Annotated in this window: 16 protein-coding genes and 1 tRNA gene; 12 read left to right on the top strand and 5 right to left on the bottom strand. The window is 70.1% G+C overall.

Annotated elements, in window-relative coordinates:
- Positions 1-102 precede the first annotated feature (102 nt).
- The 5 genes from ACFQRJ_RS04830 (at position 103) to ACFQRJ_RS04810 (ending at position 6935) form a co-directional block, all read left to right on the top strand.
- Positions 103-939 carry a response regulator transcription factor gene (locus ACFQRJ_RS04830; protein ID WP_377017607.1) on the top strand — a complete coding sequence of 279 codons (837 nt, stop codon included), beginning with the start codon at positions 103-105 and terminating at the stop codon, positions 937-939.
- Positions 936-2045, top strand: a complete 1110-nt coding sequence (locus ACFQRJ_RS04825) for a sensor histidine kinase (RefSeq protein WP_377017605.1) — start codon at positions 936-938, stop codon at positions 2043-2045. Before ACFQRJ_RS04830 ends, ACFQRJ_RS04825 begins: the two co-directional genes overlap by 4 nt.
- A 123-nt stretch (positions 2046-2168) precedes the next feature.
- On the top strand, positions 2169-6002 hold the full coding sequence (locus tag ACFQRJ_RS04820; protein WP_377017603.1) for a multifunctional oxoglutarate decarboxylase/oxoglutarate dehydrogenase thiamine pyrophosphate-binding subunit/dihydrolipoyllysine-residue succinyltransferase subunit: 3834 nt from the start codon (positions 2169-2171) through the stop codon (positions 6000-6002).
- Between the two features lie 79 nt (positions 6003-6081).
- Complete coding sequence (locus ACFQRJ_RS04815; RefSeq protein ID WP_377017601.1) at positions 6082-6726, top strand: GDSL-type esterase/lipase family protein; 645 nt, start codon at positions 6082-6084, stop codon at positions 6724-6726.
- 134 nt (positions 6727-6860) lie between these two features.
- Positions 6861-6935, top strand: a complete 75-nt coding sequence (locus ACFQRJ_RS04810; protein WP_377017627.1) for a 50S ribosomal protein bL37 — start codon at positions 6861-6863, stop codon at positions 6933-6935.
- 103 nt (positions 6936-7038) lie between these two features.
- Here ACFQRJ_RS04810 and rsrA read toward each other — a convergent pair whose 3' ends face one another.
- Both rsrA and ACFQRJ_RS04800 read right to left on the bottom strand, forming a co-directional pair.
- Positions 7039-7383 (bottom strand): mycothiol system anti-sigma-R factor, encoded by a 345-nt coding sequence (gene rsrA, locus ACFQRJ_RS04805; RefSeq protein ID WP_377017598.1) that lies wholly within the window; start codon positions 7381-7383, stop codon positions 7039-7041.
- Positions 7380-8165, bottom strand: coding sequence for a sigma-70 family RNA polymerase sigma factor (locus ACFQRJ_RS04800; RefSeq protein ID WP_377017596.1), 786 nt, complete (start codon positions 8163-8165; stop codon positions 7380-7382). Before ACFQRJ_RS04800 ends, rsrA begins: the two co-directional genes overlap by 4 nt.
- A 404-nt stretch (positions 8166-8569) precedes the next feature.
- Here ACFQRJ_RS04800 and ACFQRJ_RS04795 point away from each other — a divergent pair, with 404 nt between their 5' ends.
- The 6 genes from ACFQRJ_RS04795 (at position 8570) to ACFQRJ_RS04770 (ending at position 14628) form a co-directional block, all read left to right on the top strand.
- Entirely contained in the window at positions 8570-9202 is a 633-nt protein-coding gene (locus tag ACFQRJ_RS04795; RefSeq protein ID WP_377017593.1) for a hypothetical protein, read from the top strand.
- A gap of 4 nt (positions 9203-9206) precedes the next feature.
- Positions 9207-10535 (top strand): 3-phosphoshikimate 1-carboxyvinyltransferase, encoded by a 1329-nt coding sequence (aroA, locus tag ACFQRJ_RS04790; RefSeq protein ID WP_377017591.1) that lies wholly within the window; start codon positions 9207-9209, stop codon positions 10533-10535.
- On the top strand, positions 10532-11575 hold the full coding sequence (rsgA, locus tag ACFQRJ_RS04785) for a ribosome small subunit-dependent GTPase A (RefSeq protein WP_377017589.1): 1044 nt from the start codon (positions 10532-10534) through the stop codon (positions 11573-11575). The genes aroA and rsgA overlap by 4 nt, the downstream gene beginning before the upstream one ends.
- Positions 11576-11698: 123 nt before the next feature.
- On the top strand, positions 11699-12493 hold the full coding sequence (locus ACFQRJ_RS04780; RefSeq protein ID WP_377017587.1) for an inositol monophosphatase family protein: 795 nt from the start codon (positions 11699-11701) through the stop codon (positions 12491-12493).
- 85 nt (positions 12494-12578) lie between these two features.
- Positions 12579-13799 carry a pyrophosphate--fructose-6-phosphate 1-phosphotransferase gene (locus ACFQRJ_RS04775; protein ID WP_377017584.1) on the top strand — a complete coding sequence of 407 codons (1221 nt, stop codon included), beginning with the start codon at positions 12579-12581 and terminating at the stop codon, positions 13797-13799.
- Between the two features lie 49 nt (positions 13800-13848).
- Positions 13849-14628: a C2 family cysteine protease gene (locus tag ACFQRJ_RS04770; protein WP_377017582.1), complete on the top strand. Its 780-nt coding sequence runs from the start codon at positions 13849-13851 to the stop codon at positions 14626-14628.
- Positions 14629-14655: 27 nt separating this feature from the next.
- Here the strand turns inward: ACFQRJ_RS04770 and ACFQRJ_RS04765 are convergent, their stop codons facing one another.
- From ACFQRJ_RS04765 to ACFQRJ_RS04755, 3 genes are all read right to left on the bottom strand, one after another.
- The gene (locus ACFQRJ_RS04765; RefSeq protein ID WP_377017580.1) at positions 14656-15303 is read right to left on the bottom strand and encodes an SGNH/GDSL hydrolase family protein; all 648 of its coding nucleotides are present in this window, start codon (positions 15301-15303) and stop codon (positions 14656-14658) included.
- Between the two features lie 104 nt (positions 15304-15407).
- Positions 15408-15481 (bottom strand) — tRNA-Met (locus tag ACFQRJ_RS04760).
- 176 nt (positions 15482-15657) lie between these two features.
- Positions 15658-18747 carry a UPF0182 family protein gene (locus tag ACFQRJ_RS04755; protein WP_377017625.1) on the bottom strand — a complete coding sequence of 1030 codons (3090 nt, stop codon included), beginning with the start codon at positions 18745-18747 and terminating at the stop codon, positions 15658-15660.
- A gap of 181 nt (positions 18748-18928) precedes the next feature.
- Here ACFQRJ_RS04755 and ACFQRJ_RS04750 point away from each other — a divergent pair, with 181 nt between their 5' ends.
- A complete protein-coding gene (locus tag ACFQRJ_RS04750) occupies positions 18929-19483 on the top strand; it encodes a PPA1309 family protein (protein ID WP_377017578.1) in 555 nt (184 codons plus the stop codon).
- Positions 19484-19517: the final 34 nt, after the last annotated feature.

Here is a 19517-nt window from a genome sequence, read left to right as displayed (position 1 = left end):
TCTTACCCGTGCCCACGCCGCAGCACTCATGAACACCCCGATCTCACTGAACCCCACCTCAACGACTTGCATCCCGCAAGCCGCTTGACATAGGAGATACCCATGTCGACCCCGGACCAGGCATCATCCGCTCCCTCCTCGCCCGTGCGCGTGGTGGTGATCGAGGACGAGATGACGATCACCCGCGCCATCGCCGACCGCCTCACCGCGGAGGGCTGGGAGGTCTCCACCGCCTTCGACGGCCCCTCGGGCGTGCGCACGGTCGCCGAGGTGCGCCCGGACGTGGTGGTCCTGGACGTCATGCTGCCCGGCTTCGACGGCCTCGAGGTGTGCCGGCGCATCCAGGCCGACGAACCCGTCCCGGTGCTCATGCTCACCGCCCGGGACGATGAGACCGACATGCTCGTCGGTCTCGGTGTGGGCGCGGACGACTACATGACCAAGCCCTTCTCCATGCGCGAGCTCGCCGCCCGTCTGAAGGCTCTGCTGCGACGGGTGCGCCGCGCCGCGGCGCCGGCGACCACGGAGAGCGAGCAGCAGGTCGCCCTGCAGTTCGGCGACCTCGTCATCGACCGGGCCGGCCGCCGCGTGATGCGGGCGGGCGTGCCCGCCCACCTCACGCCCACCGAGTTCGACCTGCTGCTGTGCCTGGCCAACGCCCCGGGCACGGTGCTGACCCGCGAGCAGCTCCTGGCCGACGTATGGGACTGGGTCGATGCCACCGGCACGCGGACGGTCGACTCCCACGTCAAGGCGCTACGGCGAAAGCTCGGCGCCGATCTGGTCCGCACGGTCCACGGCGTCGGCTACGCGCTGGAGATCCCGGACGACGAGGAGGATCCGGACGGCGGTGACGCCGGGGACGACCGGGACCAGGACTCAGCCGCCGCGGACCCGGCCGACGAGTCCGGACCTGACGAGTCGCACCCGGCATCGTGAGCTCCGAGCACGACGGCGCGGACCCGGGCTCCGCGCACCCGCAGCGCAGACGCGTGCCGGACCGGCTGGATGTGCGCCCGCTGGACAGCTTCCGGTCCTTCAAGGTCAAGCTCGGGGTCCTGGTGGGCGTGGTCGTCACCGCCGCCGCGCTGCTGACCCAGGTCAGCATCCGGGCCGGCATCGAGCCGCTGCTGGCCATCCCGCTGGTCGTGATCGCGGCTCTGGTCGTCACCCAGCTGCTGGCCCGCGGCATGACGTCCCCGCTGCGGGAGATGACCGCCGCCGCCCGGGCCATGGCCCGCGGCGACTACACCCAGCGCATCCGCGCCACCAGCCGGGACGAGGTGGGGCAGCTCGCCTCGGCCTTCTCCACCATGGCCTCGGAGCTGGAGGAGACCGACCGGATGCGACGGGACCTCGTCGCGAACGTCTCCCACGAGCTGCGCACCCCCGTCGCCGGGCTCCGCGCTCAGCTCGAGAACATCGTGGACGGAGTCACCGAGCCGGACCCGGCCGCGCTGTCGGTCGCGCTCACCGAGACCGAGCGCCTCTCCCTCCTGGTCGACCATCTGCTGGACCTCTCGCGGCTGGACGCCGGCGTCGTCGATCTCGACCTCGAGGACATCGAGCTCACCCCGTTCCTGCACGAAGTGGTCGACTCGGCGGCGCTGGCCTCCGGAGGCCGTGACGCGCGGTGGATCGTCGACGTCGAGCCGCCGGATCTGACCGTCACCGCCGATGCCGCTCGCATCCACCAGGTGATCCACAACCTCCTCGAGAACGCGGCGCGGCACTCCCCCGCCGGCGGACGCATCCACATCCGCGCAGCGCCCACCGGCGACGACGCCGGCGTGCGGATCGACGTGCACGACGAAGGACCGGGCATCGCCCGCGAGGACCGCTCGCGCGTGTTCGAGCGGTTCCAGCGCGGCGGCTACGCGGACAGCTCCGGCGGCACCGGCCTGGGACTGGCGATCGCACGGTGGGCCGTCGGGCTCCACGGCGGCACGATCGAGGTGCTCGACGACCCGCGCACCGAGGTCGCCGAGGACGGCCGCTCGTCCCTGATCCGGGTGGTCCTGCCGCGGGTCGGACCGCCGACGTGATGTCACCCACGACCAGGCGGTCAATCTCCCGCAGACCGCGCGAGCGGCCCAATCCATCGGCCCTGCTCCGTTAGGCTGTCAATATCCGCATCACTCGACTGTGAGAAGGCTGGCGATCTCAGAGTGTCACAGCAGACACAGGACTCCGGGACCTCGGAGTTCGGTCCGAATCAATGGCTCGTGGACGCACTCCGCGAGCAGTGGCAGCAAGATCCCTCGAGCGTCGACCCCAGTTGGGCGGAGTACTTCTCCTCCCACCGAGCAGAGACATCACCGGACCCCGCCCCGGAGGCTTCCTCCGGCGCGCCGGAGGAGACCGACTCGTCCCCCTCGAAAGAGGCCGACGAGCGGACGCCGACCGGCGAGGCCGAGCAGCAGCCCCGGCAGGCCGACGAGGCCGAGAGCTCCCCGCCGTCCGACGCCCCCTCCTCCGACGCTCCCACTCCTCCTGCCGCGAGCAACGCGGCACCCTCTCAGTCCGCGAAGGAATCTGCTCCCGTGAACGACGCATCCGCGAAGGACGAACAGAAGAAGCCCGCCGTCTCGACCACGTCGGACCGCCCGGCCAAGATCCCCACCACCACCGCGCAGATCCCCGTGGTCGAGCTGCAGGAGCCGGAGCGGGTCAAGCTGCGCGGCCCGGCCGCTGCCGTCGTGCGCAACATGGACGAGTCGCTCGGGGTGCCGACGGCGACCTCCGTGCGCGACGTGCCGGTGAAGCTGCTGTTCGACAACCGCGTCGTGATCAACAACCACCTCAAGCGCAACCGCGCCGGCAAGGTCTCCTTCACCCACCTCATCGGCTGGGCGATGGTCGAGGCCATCACCGAGGTCAACGACATGAACAACGGGTTCGATGTCGATGAGAAGGGCAAGCCGCTGCTGCTGAAGCGCGAGGACGTCAACTTCGGCCTCGCCATCGACATGCCTCGCCCCGACGGCTCGCGCGGCCTGGTCGTGCCGAACATCAAGGCCGCCCAGCGCTTCGACTTCCTCGGCTTCTGGAAGGCCTACGAGGAAGTGGTGCGCAAGGCCCGCGCCGGCAAGCTGACCATGGAGGACTTCTCGCACACCACGGTGTCGCTGACGAACCCCGGCGGCATCGGCACCGTCCATTCCATCCCGCGGCTCATGCAGGGCCAGGGCACGATCGTCGGCGTCGGCGCGATGGACTACCCCGCCCAGTTCCAGGGAGCCAGCCCGGCCACCCTCGCGGACCTCGCGGTCTCGAAGGTCATGACGCTGACCTCCACCTACGACCACCGGATCATCCAGGGCGCCGCCTCCGGCGAGTTCCTCAAGCTCATGGGTGACAAGCTCCTGGGCAAGGACGGCTTCTACGACCGCGTCTTCGCCTCCCTGCGGCTCCCCTACCAGCCGATCCGCTGGGTGCCGGACAATCCGTTCAAGGATTCCAAGTCCGAGCGTCTCGCGCGGGTCATGGACCTGATCCACTCCTACCGTGTGCGCGGCCATCTGATGGCGGACACCGATCCGCTGCAGTACAAGATCCGCACCCACCCGGATCTCGACGTCGAGACGTACGGGCTGACGCTGTGGGACCTCGACCGCATCTTCCCCACCCGCGGGCTGGGCGGCAAGGACGAGATGACTCTGCGCGAGATCCTCGGGGTCCTGCGCGACGCGTACTGCCGCACCATCGGTGTGGAGTACATGCATATCTCCGATCCGGAGGAGCGCGCCTGGCTGCAGCGGGAGATGGAGACTCCGCGCCGGCCGTTCGACAAGGTCGAGCACACCCACATCATGGAGCGCCTCAACGCCGCCGAGGCGTTCGAGACCTTCCTGCAGACCAAGTTCGTCGGCCAGAAGCGGTTCTCGCTCGAGGGCGGGGAGTCCGTGATCCCGATGCTCGACGCGGTGCTGCACGGCGCCGCGCACGACGACGTCGACGAGGTCTGCATCGGGATGCCCCACCGTGGTCGCCTCAACGTGCTCGCGAACCTGGCCGGCAAGAGCTACGGACAGATCTTCCAGGAGTTCGAGGGCAACTACGGCCAGACCATGGGCTCCGGCGATGTGAAGTACCACCTGGGCACCGAGGGCACCTACACCTCCCACGACGGGGAGCCGACCAAGGTGTATCTCGCGGCGAACCCCTCGCACCTGGAGGCGGTCAATCCCGTTCTCGAGGGCATCACGCGGGCCAAGCAGGACCAGCTCGAGCGCCCCGGGGAGTTCCCGGTGCTGCCCATCCTCCTGCACGGCGACGCGGCCTTCGCCGGCCAGGGCGTGGTCACCGAGACGCTGAACCTCTCGGAGCTGCGCGGATACCGCACCGGCGGCACCATCCACGTGATCATCAACAACCAGATCGGCTTCACGACGCTGCCGGATTCCTCGCGCTCGTCGTTCTATTCCAGCGACGTCGCGAAGTCGACGCAGCTGCCCATCTTCCACGTCAACGGCGATGATCCCGAGGCCTGCGTGCGGGTCGCCGAGATCGCCTTCCGCTACCGCCAGAAGTTCCACCGCGACGTGGTCATCGACATGGTCTGCTACCGCCGCCGCGGTCACAACGAGGGCGACGACCCCTCGATGACGCAGCCGCAGATGTACTCGCTGATCAAGGAGAAGCCCAGCGCCCGCAAGCTGTACATGGAAGCGCTCATCGAACGGGGCGACCTCACCGAGGAGGAGACCGAGGGCCTGGTGCGCAACTTCCAGGAGCACCTGGACGAAGCGTTCGCCTCCACCCGCTCGGGGTCGGACGCCGATCCCGATTCCAGCGTGCAGGGTCTTGATCTGCCCGCCTCGCAGCGCTCGGGAAGCGACCGCGGCCCGGTCCAGACCGCCGTGGACGCCTCCGTGCTCGAGCGCATCGGCGAGGTGCACGGGGCCGTCCCGGACTCCTTCACCGTCCATCCCAAGCTCGGCGCGCTCCTGGCCCGGCGCCAGCAGATGTCCACCCAGGGCGGCGTGGACTGGGCCTACGGTGAGCTGCTCGCGTTCGGGTCGCTGCTGATGGAGGGCCGGCGGGTGCGCCTGACCGGTCAGGACACCCGCCGCGGTACCTTCGTCCAGCGCCACAGCGTGCTCATCGACCACGAGACCGGCGAGACCTGGACGCCGCTGGCGAACCTCTCCGAGGACCAGGCGCGCTTCAACGTCTACGACTCCTCGCTCTCGGAGTTCGCGGCGCTGGGCTTCGAGTACGGCTACTCCGTGGAGAACCCGGAGTCGCTGGTGCTGTGGGAGGCGCAGTTCGGCGATTTCGTCAACGGCGCACAGGTCGTCATCGACGAGTTCATCTCGGCCTCGGAGCAGAAGTGGGGGCAGAACTCCAGCGTCGTGCTGCTGCTGCCCCACGGCTACGAGGGGCAGGGGCCCGACCACTCCTCCGCGCGCATCGAGCGGTTCCTGCAGATGTGCGCCGAGGAGAACCTGCGGGTGGCGATGCCGTCGACCCCGGCCAGCTACTTCCATCTCCTGCGCCGGCAGGCCAAGACCGATCCGCGCAAGCCGCTGATCGTGTTCACGCCGAAGTCGATGCTGCGCAACAAGGCCGCGGTCAGCTCGGTGGAGGACTTCACCACCGGCAGCTTCGAGCCGGTGCTGGCGGATTCCACGGTCGACGCCTCCGGCGTGAGCCGGGTGCTGCTGGCCTCCGGCAAGGTGTACTGGGATCTGGCGGCCCGCCGCGAGAAGGAGGAGCTGACCGATACCGCGATCGTCCGTCTCGAACAGCTCTACCCGCTGCCCACGGAGCAGCTCACCCAGGTGCTGGATGCCTATCCCGAGGCCTCGCTGACGTGGGTCCAGGAGGAGCCGCTGAACCAGGGCGCGTGGGGCTTCATGGCCCTGAACTTCGCCGTCGAGGTGGGGCGCACGCTGAAGGTCGTCGCCCGTCCGGCGTCGGCCTCCCCGGCCACCGGGTCGGCGACGACGCACAAGGAGGAGCAGGAGGACCTGCTCACCCGCGCCTTCGAATCCTGAGCGGCGCCACCGGGCCGCGGGTTCGCCCCCGACCCTCCTCGCCGATACAGTTGACGTTCCCGTCCCTCAGGAGGCCCCGGTGCACACCGTGTCCACATCGACCACCCCGAATTCGGACTGCCGGATCCGGGTCATCGCGCTCGGTGACGAGCTCCTCGCCGGCATCGGCGATGCTCGCGCCCTGGGGTGGCTGGGTCGTGCCGTGGCCAGTGAGCAGGGCGCCGAGAACCGCATCGACGTGTTCACCTCGGCGCTTCCTGGAGAGACCACCGCGGAGCTCGCCGACCGGTGGGACGAGGACGTCAGGCGCCGGATGGACCTCACGGCGCAGGCCGAGGGCAGGGTCGACCACCGCGTCGTCCTGGCCATGGGCCGCGCCGACGTCGAGGCCGGGATCTCCCTGGCCCGTTCCCGGCTGAACCTCGCCAAGATCCTGGACGGCCTGGAGCGACTGCGGATCCCAGCGTTCGTGGTGGGCCCGCCTCCCAGCAGAGACTCCCAGGTCACCGCCACGATCCAGGAGCTCTCCGGCGCGTTCGAGGACGTCTGCTCGCGGCGCCGGATCCCTTATGTGAACACGGTCAGCGGCCTCTCCGGGCACGATCAGTGGGAGTCCGACGTGGCGCGCTCCCCCGGTGACCACCCCGGCCAGACCGGCTACGGGCTGATGGCCTGGCTCGTCCTCCACGGCGGCTTCGGATCCTGGCTGGGCACCTCCTCGTGAGCCTCCGGGCCCGAGCGCTTCCACGGCCGGAGTGACCTCCCCCTCAGCTGTGACCTCCCGGCCCTCGTTGCCCGCCTCGATCAGCGAGGCTGTGGCACAATCATCGGGTTGCCGGGCGAAGGAAGGAGAACGTGATGAGCAAGCGAGGACGCAAGCGCAAGGCTCGCCGCAAGAACAGCGCGAATCACGGCAAGCGCCCCAACAGCTGACCGTGATCGCGCTCGGCGCGAACTGACAGGAGGCCCTTCCCCGTTCGGGGAGGGGCCTCCTGTCGTCTGCGGATGCCGTCGGCGCAGGTGTCGTCGGCGCGGGTCAGCAGTCGGGCAGCTGCCGGCGGGTACTGGTCGTGGTGATGCGCACGCTGGTGCTGCCGTCGGCGTCGGTGGTCCGGGTCACCGAGACGCTGCGGTACTGCACCGCGATCCGCTCGCGCAGGGAGGACGGCGCGCGATCCGCACAGCTGCGGCGCACGAGCTCCTTCATCCGGCGCACCTGCTCCCACTCCTCGGCGCACTCGGGGCAGCCCTCGGTGTGGCGCTCCATCCGTGCCACCACCTCGGGGGGCAGCTCGCCGTCGAGCGCCTCCTCGAGACCGTAGCGCAGGTCGCGGCGGGGCTGATCGGTGCCGCCGGTCGCGGTCATGTCGTTCTGGGTCATCGTTCCTCCTCCCGATCTCTCGAGCCGGTGGTGTCATCGTCCGCCCCGGCCGCGGCCGAGGGGTCCGCGCGCAGGAAGCCGCTGCGGTAGGCGTAGCCGGAGAGCATGTCGCGCAGCTGGCGGCGTCCCCGGTGCAGCCGGGACATCACGGTCCCGATCGGGGTGTCCATGATCTCGGCGATCTCCTTGTAGGCGAACCCCTCGACATCGGCGAGGTACACCGCGAGCCGGTAGTCCTCGCGCAGTTCGCTGAGGGCGTCCTTGACCGCGGAGTCCGGCAGGTGGTCCAGCGCCTCGGCCTCCGCGGAGCGCAGCCCGCTGCTGGTGTGCGAGGCGACCTCGGCGAGCTGCCAGTCCTCGACGTTCTCGTTCCAGGCCTCCTGGGGGCGGCGCTGCTTCTGACGGTAGGTCGAGATGTAGCTGTTGGTCATGATCCGGTACAGCCACGCGCGCATGTTGGTGCCCGGCGTGAAGCGGTCGCGGGCGCGGAAGGCCTTCATGAAGGTCTCCTGGACGAGGTCCTCCGCGTCGTGCGGGTTGCGCGTCATCCGCAGGGCACCGCCGTACAGCGAGTCCAGATGGGACAGCGCCTCGCTCTCGAAGTCGAAGGCGTCCGCGGCCCCGTCGGGACCGGAGGACTGCGCGAGGCGCTGGGACTGCTCGTCGCCGGCCGCTTCGGGCGCGGTACCGCCGCCGCCCTCAGGCCCCGTGGTGGCGGAGGAGGCGGTCGGGGTCTCCGGGAGGCCCGCGTCGGGGCTCGGGGCGGAATCTGTCTGGATCATTGCCGTCCAACCTACGCCAGAACGGCGGGCAGGGGCCTGTGTGAGCAGTGCAGTCATCGTCCGCCTTCCCTGCGCCGGGGTCGCCTTCGCGCATTGCCTGGTCTGTTGTCGTCTGCTGTCGTCTGTCGTCGCCGGTTGTCGTCTGCTGTCGTGTGTCGATGCCTGCCGTCGTGTGTCGGTATCTGTCGCCGTCCATCGACCGTTGTCGGGGTCCACCGATGTCTACCGATCTGTCGGCTCATCGCTGCCGTGCGGCCACCCGCGGGCCAGCGGCGCGCGTCGGGACCGGATGGTTCAACGCGCCGGGCGCGGCGCTTGTTCCCTGCGCGGTAGTCTGGACGTCGGTGACCTGCCCGACATCGGTCACCGGACCTGCTGACACTCGTCAAGATCGTGAGGACACCATGGCCCTGGTCCGCCGTATCGCCCGTCCCCTGCTCGCCGCTCCCTTCATCTATGAAGGCGTGCGCACCGCCCAGCGCCCCGAGCGCGAGATCGATGTCTACCCCGAGGCGTTCGAGGCGGTCGACTCCGCTCTGGCCAAGTCCTCGACCCCCGACTTCGTGGACGTGCGCACGATCATCCGGGTCAGCGGCGCCGTCGCCGCCGGCGCCGGCGTCCTGTACGCCACCAACCGTTGCCCCCGCGCCGCGGCCGCGGCGCTGCTGCTGACCACGTCGGTCGGCTGGGCCGGTCGCAAGAAGGTGTGGGAGCTGCGCGGCGAGGAGCTCCTGCAGGAGGTCCAGTCGATCCTCACCGACGCCGGCCTGCTCGGCGGCGTGCTGCTGGCCGTGGTCGATCACGAGGGCCGCCCCTCGCTCGGGTACCAGGTGAACAAGTTCGTCGAGACCAGCCAGAAGAGGGCCGCCGCCAAGCAGCGCGAGCTCGAGAAGAAGGCCGGCTCCACGCAGCGGAAGCTGGAGAAGAAGGCCGACGCCACCAAGCGGGACCTGCAGAAGAAGGCCGGCAAGGCCCAGAAGCGCGCCAAGGCCACGGCGGGCTCCGCGCAGAAGCAGCTCGCCTCGCAGCGGGGCTGAGGCCGTGTCCCCCGAGGTCCTGTGGACGGCACCGGTCGCCGACAGACCCGTCGATGCCCTGGTGCGGGTCCCGGGATCGAAATCGCTGACCGCCCGCTGGATGGTGCTGGCGGCCGCCGGGGCGGGACCTTCCGATCTGCGCGGGGCCCTGGTCTCGCGGGACACCCGCCTGATGCGCGATGCGCTCGAACGCCTCGGGGCCACCCTCGAGGTCCATGAGGACTCGCTGCGCATCCATCCGCTCCCGCCGCCTTCGCCGCATCCTGCGGATCCGATCGAGATCCACACGGGTCTGGCAGGGACCGTCATGCGCTTCGTGCCGATGCTGGCGGCGCTGCACCACGGGGACGTGCGGTTCACCGGGGACGATGCGGCCCTGGCACGGCCCATGAGCGCCGTGATCGCGGCCCTTCGGCAGCAGGGCGTGGGGGTCACCGAGCACGGAGTGCCCGGCCACCTGCCGCTCACCGTGCACGGCACCGGGCGCCTCGGCGGCGGCCGGGTCGAGATCGATGCCTCGGCCTCCAGCCAGTTCATCTCCAACGTGCTACTGGTCGGGGCCCGTGGTGAGGCGGACCTCGAGCTCGTCCACGTGGGCAAGACGCTCCCGTCCCTGCCGCACATCGAGATGACCGTGGAGACGCTGCGCCAGGCCGGCGTCGAGACCGCGCACCACAGGGACGGGACGGGCAGGCCGGTGTGGACCGTCGCCCGCGGCGAGATCGAACCGGTCGCCACCACGGTGGAACCCGATCTCTCGAACGCGGGCCCGTTCCTCGCCGCCGCGATGGTCACCGGCGGCACCATGGCCGTGGACGACTGGCCGGAGGTCACCACACAGCCCGGAGACGCCTATCGGGACCTGTTCAGCCGGATGGGCGCCGAGGTCTGGCGCGAGGGCCGCACTCTCACCGTGCGCGGGACCGGCGCCGTCCAGGGCATCGACGCGGACATGTCCGCCGTCGGCGAGCTGGTGCCGACGATCGCCGCCGTCGCCGCCCTGGCCGATTCGCCGTCCCGGCTGCGGGGCGTGGGGCATCTGCGCGGCCACGAGACGGACCGGCTGAAGGCCCTGGCCACGGAGCTGACCAAGGTCGGCGCACGCACTCTCGAGCACGAGGACGGTCTCGAGATCCACCCGGGCGAGCTGCACGGGGACACGTTCGAGACCTACGAGGACCACCGGCTCGCCACCGCCGCCGCCATCCTCGGTCTGCGTGTGCCCGACCTGCGGGTCGTCGACATCGGCACCACCCAGAAGACCCTGCCGGACTTCGTGGGGATGTGGCTGTCGATGCTGCACACCGACCCGCCCGCCGGCGAGGACGCGTGAGCCGATCACCGCGCGACTACGACGAGGCCGACGTCCGCGTCCGGCCCAACCGTCGCGGGTCGCGGCCCCGCACGAAGGACCGCCCGGCGCACGCCGACGCGATCACCGCACGCGTGGTCTCGGTCGACCGCGGGCGCTGGCGGACCGTGGTCGGCGCGGGCACGGATGAGGAGCGCACCGTGACCGCGATGCGCGCCCGGGAGCTGGGCCGCTCCCCCGTCGTCCCCGGCGACCTGGTGGGACTGGTCGGTGACACCTCGGGTCGCGAGGGGACGCTGGCGAGGATCGTGCGGATCCACGAGCGCAGCTCGTTCCTGCGCCGCAGCGCCGACGACGACGACTCCACCGAGCGCCCGCTGGTCGCCAATGTCGACCTGATGGTGATGGTGACCGCCGTCGCCGAACCGGAGCCGCGCGGCGGGATGATCGACCGCTGCCTGGTGGCGGCCTACGTCGCCGGGGTGGATGCCCTGCTGGTGCTGACCAAGGCCGATCTGCGCTCCCCCGAGGAGTTCCTGCGCAGCTACACCCCGCTGGGCCTGGACCACGTCGTGACCCGTCGCCGCCCCGATGGGGAGGTCGAGGGTCTCGAGGAGCTGCGCGAGCGGCTCTCCGGCCGCATCAGCGTGCTCATCGGCCACTCCGGCGTCGGCAAGTCCACCCTGATCAACGCGCTGGTCCCCGGCACCGACCGGGCCATCGGCGAGGTCAACGACGTCACCGGCCGTGGCCGCCACACCTCCTCCTCGGCGCTCGCGATGCAGCTGCCGGGCGCCGACGGGTGGGTGATCGACACCCCGGGGGTGCGCTCCTTCGGGTTGGGGCACGTCGATCCCGACGAGCTGCTGGATGCCTTCGAGGATCTGGCCGGCCTCGCCGAGTCCTGCCCCCGGGGCTGCAGCCACCTGGAGGACGCTCCGGACTGCGCCCTCGACGAGCTGGTCGAGACCGGAGCGGCCGGCAGCGCGGGACCGGCCCGTCTGGCCTCCTATCGCAGGCTGGCGGTCACGCTGCGCCAGAACGACCCCTGGGACGTGTGACCGCGCCCCGCGGCCGGGCCCGAATCGCGCAGGGCGGATTCTCCGCACCGGGACGCCCGGCTCCGCCCCGTGGTTCCGCGTCGCTGCGCGGCTGCGGGCCCCCGGAGCTCTAGGGTGGGCTCCATGTCCAGCCGCTATGCCGACGACCTGCGCCTCGCCCATGTGCTCGCCGATGCTGTGGACCAGCTGACGCTGTCCCGCTTCAAGGCGCAGGATCTCGAGGTCACCACCAAGCCCGATCTCACCGAGGTCACCGACGCCGACAAGGCCGCCGAACAGCTGGTGCGCGCGCAGCTGGCCCGTGCCCGCTCCCGGGACCAGGTGATCGGCGAGGAGTTCGGCACCACCGGCTCCTCACCGCGCCAGTGGGTCATCGACCCCATCGACGGCACCAGCAACTTCGTGCGCGGGGTCCCGGTGTGGGGAACCCTGATCGGTCTGATCGAGGACGGCCGGCCCGTCGTCGGCCTCGTCTCCGCCCCCTCGCTCGGCCGCAGATGGTGGGGAGGCACCGGCGCCGGGGCATGGACCGGTTCGCGGATCAACAGCGCCACCCGGCTCAGCGTCTCCGGCATCGACCGGCTGGAGGAGGCCTCGCTGTCCTACTCCTCCCTGCACGGCTGGGCCGAGCGCGACCGGCTCCCGCAGATGCTCAACCTCATGCAGCGCTTCTGGCGCACCCGCGCCTACGGCGACTTCTGGTCGTACATGCTGGTCGCCGAGGGCGCTGTCGACGTCGCCTGCGAGCCCGAGCTCGCTCTGCACGACATGGTCGCCCTGGCGCCGATCGTCACCGAGGCGGGCGGGCGATTCACCTCGCTGGACGGCGAGGACGGTCCCTTCGGCGGCAACGCCGTGGCCACCAACGGGCTGCTGCACGAGGAGATCCTCACCGCGCTCGCGGCCGAGGCCGTCTGAGGGGACGGACGCCGCGCGGCGGAGGGGCCGGGCATCGGTAGACTCGTCGAGTCGTGACCCCGAACCGTGAAGGGACCCCCTCTCCATGACCGTCAAGCGCGTCGCCCTGCTGACCGCAGGTGGCTATGCCCCCTGCCTGTCCTCCGCCGTCGGCGGCCTCATCGAGCGCTACAACGAGCTGGTGCCCGATGTCGAGATCATCGCGTACAAGCACGGCTACTGGGGTCTGCTGACCGGGGAGAAGATCGTCGTCGATGACGAGGTGCGCGCCAAGGCGGGCCTGCTGCACAACTACGGCGGCTCCCCCATCGGCAACTCCCGCGTCAAGCTCACCAACACCGCGAACCTCGTCGAGCGCGGCTTGATCGAGGAGGGCCAGGACGCCCTCGAGGTGGCGGCCACCAAGCTCCAGGAGGACGGCGTCGACGTCCTGCACACCATCGGCGGCGACGACACCAACACCACCGCCGCGGACCTGGCGAAGTACCTCCACGACAACGGCCACGACCTCCAGGTCGTCGGCCTGCCCAAGACGATCGACAACGACATCGTGCCGATCCGCCAGTCCCTCGGCGCCCAGAGCGCCGCCGAGCAGACCAGCATCTTCGCCCAGAACATCATCGCCGAGCACGGCTCGAACCCGCGCATGCTCATCGTCCACGAGATCATGGGCCGCGCCTGCGGGTACCTCACCGCCGAGGCCGCACGCTTCTACCAGCGCTGGCACGCCCAGCAGGAGTGGCTGCCCTCGATCGGCCACCGCGCCGAGCGCTGGGACGTCCACGCGGTGTTCCTGCCCGAGCTGGCGCTGGACATCGACGCCGAGGCCGAGCGGCTCAAGGGCGTCATGGACGAGGTCGGCTGCGTGAACATCTTCCTGTCCGAGGGCGCCGGCATCCCGGAGATCATCGCCGAGATGCAGGCCCGCGGCGTGGAGCCCGAGAAGGACCCCTTCGGCCACGTCAAGATCGACAAGATCAACCCCGGCCAGTGGTTCGCCGACCAGTTCGCCGCCAAGCTCGGCGCCGAGAAGGTCATGGTCCAGAAGTCCGGCTACTTCTCCCGCTCGGCCAAGGCCAACGCCGAGGACCTGCGTCTGATCAAGTCCATGACCGACCTCGCCGTCCAGACCGCCCTCGAGGGTGGATCGGGCGTGATCGGCCACGACGAGGGCAACGAGGACGTGCTGCGCGCGATCGAGTTCGAGCGCATCGCCGGCCACAAGGCCTTCGACATCTCCCAGCCCTGGTTCCACGAGGTCATGGAGCACACCGGGCAGAAGATCGTCCCCGCCGAGGCCCACTGATCGCCGAGGACCGTACGAGACCGCGAGCATCCCACCGGGCACGATCCTGATGGCGCCCGACTCGCGGCCCCGCGTGCGGACCTGGCGCCGCACCCTTCGCGCGCTCGCCCTGACCGGGCGGGCGCGCGAGGCATATGTGCCGGCAACACCCGGCCTCGGTCCCCGCGCCGCCGGATGGAGGCAGGACACCGGTCCCCTGGCTCCCCCGCGTCTGCTGCGGCCCCGGCAGGGACGCCTCGGGGACTGCTGGCTGCTCGCCGCGATGCTGGCGATCCACGAGACCGCCCCGGAGCGTCTCGCCCAGCTGCTGTCGGCATTGCCCGACGGAACTGTCGAGATGCATCTTCCCGCGCTGGGCCACCCGATCCGCGTGGATCGGATGATGCCCGTCGACGACGCCGGCGAGTTCCTCTACGCGAGGCGCGACGGTGCGAATCCTGGCTGGGCGGGCGCCCTGGAGAAGGCGATCACCGCGTATGTGGCCGGCGGCTACGGCTACATTCAGCGCGGCTTCGCGCGCTTCGGGTTCGAACTGCTGCTGGGGATGCGAGTGCGGACGCTGCTGCGCCTGCCGCCTGCTGCCCAGCTGGCGGCCTGGACCGACGAGGGCAGGGCGGTCGCCGCCTCTACGCATCCGCTCAGCGGGCTCGTCACCACCGCCCACGGCCGGTTGCCGCCGAACCACGTGTTCGCGGTGGTGGGCGCCGATCCCCGCAGCGGGCACGTGCGGCTGCGCAACCCGGTGCGTCCGGGCCGGCTGCTGGTGGTCGACGCCCGCACCTTCCGCCGCGGCTTCCTCTCGCTGGACGTGACGCCGCCGCTGCGCTGAGGACGCGACCGGTTCGGACGGGTGCTGTCAGCGGCGGGCCGTATCGACCTGGGCGAACGTCTCCAGCCAGGCGTCGGCGATGAGTCGGTGCCCGGCGATCGTCGGATGCACGCCGTCCTCGGCGATGCTGAGCGGGGTGTGACCGACGCTCCAGGCGCGCTGGAGCACCGCCTCGAGGTCGACGACGGCATGGCCGAACTCGCGGGCGAGATCGCGGATGATCCGGACCTTCACGTCCAGGTCCGTGTGGATGATCGTCTTGTCCTCGTCGACGTCGACGACGAACGGGATCACCAGCAGCACCGGCACGGCGGGCCGGGTGGCCGAGAGCTGGTCGAGCAGGAAGCGGTAGCCCTCTTCGAACTCCTCGGGCGTGATCTCCTCGCCCCGGGTGAAGCGGTGCCAGGCATCGTTGACACCGACATAGATCGTGACGACGTCCGGATCGAGGTCGAGGCAGTCCGGACCGAAGCGGCCGACGAGGTCCGCGACCTTGTGCCCGCCGATCCCGCGGTTGATGACCCGAGCTGTGGGCTCGTGGGCGGCGAAGTGCTCGGCGATCAGGCGTACGTAGCCGTATCCCAGCTCCTCGGGATCCTCGCGGCGTTGGCAGTCGGTGATGGAGTCGCCGATGAAGAGCAGGGTCCGGGGCTCGGGCAGAGATGGCGTCGTCATGGTCGATATCCTGCCAGAGCCAGGTGCTGACCTGCGGTGCCGTTCGAGGGCACAGCACAAAGGCCCCTGGTCGGTGTTTCCACCGGACCAGGGGCCCTATCTCGTAGCGGGGGCAGGATTTGAACCTACGACCTCCGGGTTATGAGCCCGGCGAGCTACCGAACTGCTCCACCCCGCGGCGACATCCATAACTTTACGGGCACCGCCCGCCGGCGTCCAACTCATCGCCGTCCAACGTGTGCCATCACACGTTCATGGCCCGTTCACCTGCGCGAACGTCAAAACGCCCGACCGCAGCGGCATGGCACCGGAGCGATCGGGCGTCCTGATCAGGCAGGAGTCAGGAGCCGAGGCTCAGCCGCCCCCGCCATCGGACGGCTGAGCCGGGACGCCGGACCCGCCGAGCTCCTCGTTGGCCTCGACGGCGCGCTGGAGGGCGTCGGCGACGCGCTCCTGGGCCTCGCCGTAGGCCGCCCAGTCCCCCGCTGCCATGGCCTCCTCCGAGTCCTTCACGGCGGCGTCCATATCCGCCAGGGCCTGGTCGAGACGCTCCTGGGCGGAGCCTCCCTGGTCTGCGGGCTGCTCCTCGTCGGCCGGGGGCTCCTCGCCGTCCGCCGGCGCCTCCTCGCCGTCCGGCGTCTCGACCGTGCCCTCGCCGGTCTCGGTGTCGGCGGTACCGGCGACACCGTCGGGGTCGGTGACCTCGGCGTCGCCGGCGGTGGCGCCGGAATCACCGCCGAAGACCAGATCCAGGGCCTCGTCGAGCGTCGGGGCGAAGCCGATCTTGTCGCCGAAGGAGACCAGCACCATCTGCAGCAGCGGGTACTGCGTGCCGCCGCCGGAGGCGGAGGACTGCAGGAACACCGGCTGGACGTACAGCAGACCGCCGCCGACGGGCAGCGTGAGCAGGTTGCCGTTGATCACCTCGGAGTTGCCCGATTTCAGCAGGTTCAGGGCTTGGGAGACGTTCGGTTCGGCGTTGAACGTGGCCTGCACCTGCCCCGGCCCGTTGACCGGGTTCGAGGCGGGCAGCACCAGCAGCGTCTTGTCACCGTAGGAGTCCGCAGGGTTGCCCTCCGTGCTGCCGGTCTCGGAATCCACCGCCAGGTAGCCCGTGAGCACGTTCTGGCCCTCTGTCGGGATATAGCTCGAGGAGAGCGTGAACCTGGGTTCATCCGCGTTGGGCATCTGCATCGACAGGTACATCGGCGGCTGGGCGGGCTGCTCGCCGGAGCTGCCATCCGGATTCTCCGGAGCCGGAACGGTCGGATCCGGCGAGACCTGCCAGAAGTCCTGCTGGCCGAAGAAGTCGTCCGCGTCGGTGACGTGGTACTTCGAGAGCATCTCGCGCTGTGCCTTGAAGTAGTCCGCCGGGTAGCGCAGGTGGCTCATCAGCTCACCACTGATCTCCGAGGCGGGCTGGAGGGCATCGGGGAACACCTCGGACCACGCCTTGAGGATCGGGTCCTCGGTGTCCCAGGAGTACAGGGTCACCGACCCGTCGAACGCGTTGACCGTCGCCTTGACGCCGTTGCGCATGTAGTTCGCCTCGCGGTCACGCGCAGCTGCGGTCTCGTTGGGGTTGGTCTGCGAATCATCGACGACCCCGTCCAGCTCGGCGGACTGGGAGTACGGGTACTCGTCGGTGGTCGTGTACCCATCGATGACCCACACCATCTCCCCGTCCACGACGGCCGGGTACATCTGGGAGTCCAGCGAGAGGAACGGCGCGACCTGGCGGACCCTCTCCTGCGGGTCGCGGTCGTAGAGGATCTGCGACTCTTCGTTGAGGTACCCCGAGATCAGGATGTTGGGATCGCGGAACTTGATCGAGTACAGCAGCTGGTTGAAGAAGCCGCCGACGGAGGGGCCGCCATCACCTTGGAAGGTGTTGTAGACCTGGTCTCCGCCCTCCTCGTCATCGGTCCCGGACTGGTAGTCGAACTCCTCGGGCTCATGGCCTTCGGGGGCGCCGACGATGGAGTAGTCCGGAGAGTGACGGCCGAAGTAGACCCGCTCCTCGTAGTCGCCGAAGGCACCATCGCCGGGCACACCGGACTGCAGGAAGCTGGGCTCTCCATCGGCGTTGCGCTGATTGCCATAGGCGGCGGCGGTGCCGTAGCCGTGGGTGTAGATGATGTGCTGATCCACCCATGAGCGCTCGTTGAGGCCGAACTTGTCCGGTCGCAGCTCACGCACGCCGATGACGGTGTCCTGCAGTTCGCCGTCGATCTCGTAGCGGTCCACGCTGAGCACGTCGTCGAAGCCCCAGTAGCGACGGTTCGCCTCGCGCTGCTCGAACGTGGGCGAGATGATGTTGGGGTCCATCAGGCGGATCTGCGCGGTGGTCGAGGCGTCCTCGCGCAAAGCGCCCGGCTCGGCGTCGGTGGTCGCGGTGTAGGAGACCTCGTTGACGTCGTCGATGTCGAACGCGGCGCGGGTGGCGTCGATGTTGCGCTGGATGAAGGGCTGTTCCAGCGCACGCTCGTTGGGCTGGACCTGGAACTGCTGGATGGCCCAGGGATAGAGGTTCCCCACGGCCAGCGTGGACAGGATCATCAGGCCGGCGCCGATCGCGGGGATCCGCCAGTCGGACCGGAAGATCCACAGCACGAACAGGGCCGCGACCGCCACAGCGGCGATCGCCAGGATGGTCTGCGCGGGCAGGATGGCGTTCTCGTCGGCGTACGAGGCACCGTGGAAGCGGTCGTGCTCGGCGGTCAGCAGGTCATAGCGCTGGAACCAGTGCCCCGCACCGAGGATCAGCACGTAGATCGCGGCCAGGACACCGAGGTGCCGGCGCGCGGCGCGCGTGACCTCGAGCCCGCTCTCCTGCCCCCAGGCGACACCGCCGTAGATGAAGTGGCCGATGACCGCGCCCACGATCGTCACCAGCAGGACGAACCTGCCGAAGTTGATGATCATGTCGATCACGGGCAGCGTGAAGACGTAGAACGAGATGTCGTTGGCGAAGATCGGATCGACCTCGCCGAAGGGCTGGGGATGCAGGAACAGCTGGACGTCCTGCCAGCCGCGCGAGGCCGCCAGCCCGCCGAATGCCCCGATGATCAGCGGTGCTGCGATGGTCACGCCGCGGCGCAGAGGATCGACCGCGGAGCGGAACTGCTCGAGGGCTTCCTGCTCACGCGTGACCGGCGGGTAGACCGGACGCTTGGTGTAGGCCATCCGCAGGCTCAGGAACAGCGGCACCGAGAACACGAGGAACCCGAGCACGAACAGGATGCCCTGCGTGACCCAGCGGACGACCTGCACGCTGGTGAAGCCGAGCTGATCCATCCAGAGATACTTCGTCCACAGCTCCGATGCGATGAGCAGCAGCAGGATCAGGGCCGCGACCGCGATCGCGGCGATCGCCAACGGGGAGATCCTCCGCCGGTCCGTCGTGTTCGGGTCGGAAGCCGGGCGCGGGCGCGGCCGGGGCATGTCGCCGAATGGGGCGGAGAAACTCACGGATAACCTCGGGTGCCTCGGGGTCGGAGCCGGCGGCACCACCTGCAGCTACGCAGGGAGCAACGTCGGGTCTCCGGGTACAGTGGGCGCCGCCGCTCATGGCGGTGACCCCTCTATTCTGTCAGGCCGAAGCTGTAAGGGACCTCTCGATCCGATGACGACTCCCGACGCGGACCCGCTCGATGCCCCCACGGCCGCCCTCGCCGCCGCGGTCCTCGAGGTGGCCCGCCATCTCGAGGATGAGCCCCTTCCCGCTCCCAGGCTCTTCGCCCTGGCCCGCAGTGCGGAGCTGACGGCGGCCTCGCCCGCCCTCGCAGCACTGCTGGGCGCCGACGGCGCCGGCGCGGACGCCCCTGATGACCTGCACCTGACACCGATCGATCTCGACGAGGGCCCCACGGGTGAGCCGGCGGACTCGGCGCCGCGACAGGACCCCCTCGCCGCGCTGCAGGAGGTGCAGTGGCCGGACCTGGCAGCAGGCGGAGCCCTTGCGTGCGACCTGGCGCCCAGTGCGTGGGCGCTGCGCGACGGGGTCGGCGAGACCGAGCTCCCCGCGGGGCGCCCCCTGCGCGTGGTGGTCGCGGCGCTGGCCGATGGCACCACGTGGTCGGCGGTGCACCGCGGCGACGAGGAGGGCTATGTCCTCGGCGCCGCGCTGCTCCCCGACCTCTCTGCGGCTCTGGTGCAGACGTTGACCTCCGACGCCTGAGCTCCTTCCCACGAACTGCTTCGGACAGCGCCGA

Origin of the sequence: Brachybacterium sp. GCM10030252, from assembly GCF_042666535.1 — a bacterium.
In the GTDB taxonomy this organism is placed as follows: domain Bacteria; phylum Actinomycetota; class Actinomycetes; order Actinomycetales; family Dermabacteraceae; genus Brachybacterium.
This window is presented reverse-complemented; position numbering and strand designations above follow the sequence as displayed.

What these genes read in the sequence shown, in the direction of transcription:
- ACFQRJ_RS04755 (WP_377017625.1), bottom strand. Translation starts at nt 18,747, where the DNA reads ATGCCCCGGCCGCGCCCGCGCCCGGCTTCCGACCCGAACACGACGGAC.
- ACFQRJ_RS04770 (WP_377017582.1), top strand. Translation starts at nt 13,849, where the DNA reads ATGGCGCCCGACTCGCGGCCCCGCGTGCGGACCTGGCGCCGCACCCTT.
- ACFQRJ_RS04775 (WP_377017584.1), top strand. Translation starts at nt 12,579, where the DNA reads ATGACCGTCAAGCGCGTCGCCCTGCTGACCGCAGGTGGCTATGCCCCC.
- ACFQRJ_RS04765 (WP_377017580.1), bottom strand. Translation starts at nt 15,303, where the DNA reads ATGACGACGCCATCTCTGCCCGAGCCCCGGACCCTGCTCTTCATCGGC.
- rsrA (WP_377017598.1), bottom strand. Translation starts at nt 7,383, where the DNA reads ATGACCCAGAACGACATGACCGCGACCGGCGGCACCGATCAGCCCCGC.
- ACFQRJ_RS04780 (WP_377017587.1), top strand. Translation starts at nt 11,699, where the DNA reads ATGTCCAGCCGCTATGCCGACGACCTGCGCCTCGCCCATGTGCTCGCC.
- ACFQRJ_RS04830 (WP_377017607.1), top strand. Translation starts at nt 103, where the DNA reads ATGTCGACCCCGGACCAGGCATCATCCGCTCCCTCCTCGCCCGTGCGC.
- ACFQRJ_RS04750 (WP_377017578.1), top strand. Translation starts at nt 18,929, where the DNA reads ATGACGACTCCCGACGCGGACCCGCTCGATGCCCCCACGGCCGCCCTC.
- ACFQRJ_RS04800 (WP_377017596.1), bottom strand. Translation starts at nt 8,165, where the DNA reads ATGATCCAGACAGATTCCGCCCCGAGCCCCGACGCGGGCCTCCCGGAG.
- ACFQRJ_RS04795 (WP_377017593.1), top strand. Translation starts at nt 8,570, where the DNA reads ATGGCCCTGGTCCGCCGTATCGCCCGTCCCCTGCTCGCCGCTCCCTTC.